Raw genomic sequence first — 4,417 nt, forward strand, 5'->3', positions numbered from 1 at the left:
TGCAATGTGTTGATCTTTATCGTAGGCAACTAATAAAATTTCATTGGAATTTATAAGAATTGGCTTATCCATAATTTCCCCTCCCTAACGCCTAATAGCGATTGTTTGTGTCAATGTAATTTAATCTACACCAGATCGGCTTTTGCTTCTTCGTGATATGTTGTTATAGAGGAGTATACCGTAAAGGATTATTATAGTCAAGTCATTTTATGCTAAAATGGTTTTTTTTATAAATGAACTTTAATATTTATTACGAATCGGTTTGGGTATTATAGCGTTCAGTGTAGAGGCATGATACTTCCTAGTATCCCGTAAAAAAATAAATCAGTTAGCTGTATTTGAAATTTATATGCAGGAAAAATTGGGGCAGTGTGCAGATAGAGCCAATCGATGGGTAGATAACGCCGTAGTTTTTTTATAAAAACTGCGGACGAACAAAAAAACCCCGCTTCAGCGGGGCATACATAGGTTGTTAGAATATCTTATAAATATTTTTTTGCTGTTTCTCTTATTCTGTCTGCAAAATCATAAATATTATCTAGCGTTTCAATACCGACTTTTTCATCAATATCAGTGTCGAAAAGGGCTAGTTGCTTACGTTTTCTGTTAAAGTGCAGTCGAACCAAGGGCTTTCTGTTATTATTGTCAATTAAAATGGCGCAGTACGACTTTGCATCTCTGATAACAATACGGTCGGCAGAAATAACTTCACGCGCAATTGCCTTGACAATCATGAAGCCTTCAACTTCCTCTTCGGTCGTTATTATGGCATGTTCATTACCAATAGATGTAGCAATATTATCTTGCTTGTCGGTTTCAGTTGTTGTTTGTAAAGCGCTAGAAAGCCGACTTTTTACCGCATCAGATATTACTTCGCGAAACGCATTTTTAGTAACACCTGTGAGCATTTCTAAGACATTAGCAGTCAGGCGCCCTTCATAAACATCCGCACAAGCAACACGAACAAAACCTTCGGACGGATTTTCTATTTCTTTTTGGATGTTTTGTTTTATTCCAGATACATATTTGAGCTGCTCGGCTGTCACCAATATATTTTCAATATTAAATGCTGAGCGTTCAAACTTTTTAAGCTCTGTAAGTACCACAGTATTGTATTCTATTACATCAAAAGTAAGGAATGGCCTATTATCGAGCTTGTTTGCAGCATCAAGATCTGTGTAAAAATGAAAAAATCGACCATTTGTCAAAATCGCGAATTTAGCATTCGTTACACTAAAGTATCGATATAATTGACTTAAATGCTTTGAACTCAATTCGCAAGATATCGGTTTGCACTCAAAAAGAATACGTATCTCACCGTCTATACGGATAGCATAGTCAACTTTTTCACCTTTTTTACCAACGGCATCAGCAGTAAACTCGGGAATGACTTCAAGTGGATCGAAAATATCATACCCAAGTGCGCGCAGAAAGGGTAAAACAACCGCTGTTTTGACCGCTTCTTCAGTTAACATAGTATCTGAATGATTTTTGACTTTATCAGCTATTATTTTTAAGCTCTCGTCTACTGTCCCCATTCCCGCTTCTCCTTTGTTTTCAGGGTTTTCTTAAAATCCAAAGAACTTTCCCAACTACACGAATCTCCTCTCCATCAGTTGCCCCATTTATTTTGATAGGTTCTTGATGATTGGGTTCAGTACTTTCAGGCCATAGTTCAAATCCACTAATAGTTTGACGTATACGTTTAGCTGTACGCTCAATCATTTGACCATTGAATCGGCTGCGTTCAACTATCACGAGATCGTTAGGTTCCACATTAATGCCGGCTTTTATTATGTCTACGCAAATAAGTTGATCACCATCACGAGCAATTTTGTTAAGGCAGTTGCCCTCGATTTTTAAAGCAAATTGAAAGTGAGCTGGGTATTTCGAGGTGCTGGGTACATATTCTATGTCATCAAATCCAAAATCCATATCTTCGACCGACATCCACGAGCTAGCAGCAACTTTTCCTATCACCGGTATCATTCCAATAGCATTAGATATGGGATGTATTTCCTCGTTTTCTGGGAAAAGAAGATTAAATGGCTTTACACCAAGATGTGGTGCTAACTTTTCCGCCCACTCTTTGGTTAATTTTCGCTCACCTTTTTCAAGCCGTTTTATTTGAGGTTGCGTGGTACCAGCTTTTTCAGCCAATTTCACCTGTGTGAGTCCCAAATCTTTCCTCAATTTTTTAATTATATGCATGCTCTAAACCTTACACCAAGACTGCTTATTTAACAAAGTCCATAAAGGTATTTTTTATTGACTAAAGAAGTCCTTTATGGTATTTATTTGAATTATGGAAAAATTGAAATCATATCTCACACGAAATAAACTATCTCAAGCCGAATTTGGGAAGCAAGTTGGCGTAGCACAGAGTACGATTAACAGGTATTTACGCGGCTTGCGGTTTCCTGAGCCTGAAATTGTCTTAAAGATTGAAAAGACAACCAATGGTATTGTTCGTCCCGTTGACTGGTATGTCGATTTATACCCACGCCCCTCTCTTGAAGAGGTAGGCGTGCCACTGACTACAGCTGATAACAAACACCCACAGCATAATTCACACTCTTAAAAAGAAAGATCAGAGATGATAGATGTCCCACAAATCTCCATAAGCAAAGTTCAGTTGATTGATCTTGTTAATAAGATTGGACAGGAAACCATATATTATGGTCTCCGTTCGCCTCAAGATGCATGTTTTGAAATAAGGATAGATCCCTCATCAACAGGTTTTCTTGTCTATATGCTGCATAGTATCTTTGCGCGTGATAATAGAAAATATTTTCCGTTATTTCCGTACGATGATTTTAATCAATGGTTTTTATCTGTGTTTACGCAAGCTTTCACAACTTGGTTTGATAATTATTTTTCTCAAGAGTTTTCATCTTTTTATCGCTTAAATGAGCTGATCTTGTTTACAGCCTTAGTCAAAAATAAGCTTGATATCTTAAGGAATGACCTCATCGAAAAAAGAAAAGAAGAAATCAAATTAATAAATGATGCATGCAGTGTGTGTCTGAATCTGAGTTAATCCAATTTTTTAAAACTTATAACTACGCGCTCTGTCATAGCACACATAAAAATACGTAGAGCCTTAAGGGGGGATTATGATCACTAACGCACAAACCATTTTATGTCTTGATCTAGGGACCAAGACAGGCTGGGCGATATGCGGTGCTGATGGTCACATAACAAGCGATACAGAAGATTTTCAATCACGCCGTTTTGAAGGCGGTGGTATGCGTTATTTACGCTTTAAACGGTGGCTTACTGAACTAAAGAGATCTGTTGATGAAATTGACGCGGTGTATTTTGAAGAGGTGCGCCGGCATGTGGGTACAGACGCTTCTCATATTTATGGGGGCTTTCTAGCAACCTTAACAGCGTGGTGTGAACATCATCAGATACCATATGAAGGCATTCCTGTTGGCACAATTAAGAAGGCAACAACAGGAAAAGGCAACGCCTCAAAAGAAGAAATGATTAAGGCGGTATGTGCAAAAGGACATGTACCTAAAGACGACAACGAAGCAGATGCTTTAGCAATTTTATATTTGATGAAAGAAGGGGATATACATGTCCAGTAAAATACCATGGACGAGACTGTTTGCCGATAAATGGGCGGTGGTCGTCGATTATTTACCTCCTGTAGAAGGTAATATCTATATGAGATTGCGATTTCGCATGCTTCGTACTGGTGAACCTCTTTTTTGTAACATTAAAGTTTTGTCTCATTACACTGGTTATTCAGTAAAGAAATTTGAGACAGCTTTGAATGTTTTGCTAGAAGAAGGATATATTATTCGTTTAGCAGATGGTCGTTTATGGAATCTCGATGTTGAAGAAGAATTAAAAAATTGCAATGAGAATTTAAATAAACTTTCAGAAAAAGCTATAAAAGCTGCGAATACTAAGAGAAAAAAACATATATAATAAAAAAACTAATACTATCGTATTAGCAAAAAAAGAAATTGGTTCTGAAAATTTAGAAACAAACGAACAGGTTCATGAGCCAACAGAGGTTGCTGCTGTTGAGACCACATCAGAGCAAATCACAACGGGTGTAGACAACCAACCTCCCATTCACGAGCAAGAGAACGTTCCCAAAAAAGCAAAACGAGCGCAAGCTAATCGCGGTTGTCGATTGCCAGATGATTTCAAACCTAATTTGCAATACGCAATCGATAAAGGCTTAACCCATGATGAGGCGCTGTTAGAAGTCGAACGGTTCAGAAATTTTTGGCTGGCAAAATCCGGAGCAAGTGCAAACAAAACAGATTGGCCGGCGACATGGCGAAACTGGATTATACATCCAGAGTATGGAGCGCTATCCAAGAAACAAACACAAACACTTAGAGGTTATCATGGAAAATTCACTCAGAAAACTTTCACAGAACAGCTTGCAGAA

General features: G+C 37.9%; 6 protein-coding genes and 1 pseudogene. 5 read left to right on the forward strand and 2 right to left on the reverse strand.

Annotated elements, in window-relative coordinates; translation table 11 throughout:
* Nucleotides 1–482: 482 nt before the first annotated feature.
* Together ACFIKR_RS08740 and ACFIKR_RS08745 are read right to left on the reverse strand one after the other, a co-directional pair.
* Entirely contained in the window at nt 483–1,538 is a 1,056-nt protein-coding gene (locus ACFIKR_RS08740) for a type I restriction endonuclease (protein ID WP_126603683.1), read from the reverse strand.
* A gap of 19 nt (nt 1,539–1,557) precedes the next feature.
* Nucleotides 1,558–2,211 carry a LexA family transcriptional regulator gene (locus ACFIKR_RS08745; protein WP_004856665.1) on the reverse strand — a complete coding sequence of 218 codons (654 nt, stop codon included), beginning with the start codon at nt 2,209–2,211 and terminating at the stop codon, nt 1,558–1,560.
* A gap of 94 nt (nt 2,212–2,305) precedes the next feature.
* On the opposite strand from ACFIKR_RS08745, the gene ACFIKR_RS08750 reads away from it, so the two are divergent.
* From ACFIKR_RS08750 to ACFIKR_RS08770, 5 genes and pseudogenes are all read left to right on the forward strand, one after another.
* Nucleotides 2,306–2,581 carry a helix-turn-helix transcriptional regulator gene (locus tag ACFIKR_RS08750; RefSeq protein WP_345117428.1) on the forward strand — a complete coding sequence of 92 codons (276 nt, stop codon included), beginning with the start codon at nt 2,306–2,308 and terminating at the stop codon, nt 2,579–2,581.
* 15 nt (nt 2,582–2,596) lie between these two features.
* The gene (locus ACFIKR_RS08755; protein WP_375659578.1) at nt 2,597–3,040 is read left to right on the forward strand and encodes a hypothetical protein; all 444 of its coding nucleotides are present in this window, start codon (nt 2,597–2,599) and stop codon (nt 3,038–3,040) included.
* Nucleotides 3,041–3,116: 76 nt separating this feature from the next.
* Nucleotides 3,117–3,596 (forward strand): crossover junction endodeoxyribonuclease RuvC, encoded by a 480-nt coding sequence (locus tag ACFIKR_RS08760; RefSeq protein WP_375659579.1) that lies wholly within the window; start codon nt 3,117–3,119, stop codon nt 3,594–3,596.
* The gene (locus tag ACFIKR_RS08765; RefSeq protein ID WP_375659580.1) at nt 3,586–3,942 is read left to right on the forward strand and encodes a DUF1376 domain-containing protein; all 357 of its coding nucleotides are present in this window, start codon (nt 3,586–3,588) and stop codon (nt 3,940–3,942) included. Before ACFIKR_RS08760 ends, ACFIKR_RS08765 begins: the two co-directional genes overlap by 11 nt.
* A 211-nt stretch (nt 3,943–4,153) precedes the next feature.
* A pseudogene (locus ACFIKR_RS08770) lies at nt 4,154–4,417 on the forward strand (hypothetical protein); the annotation flags it as partial.

Origin of the sequence: Bartonella sp. MR30HLJHH (assembly GCF_042194195.1) — a bacterium.
GTDB lineage: Bacteria > Pseudomonadota > Alphaproteobacteria > Rhizobiales > Rhizobiaceae > Bartonella > Bartonella grahamii.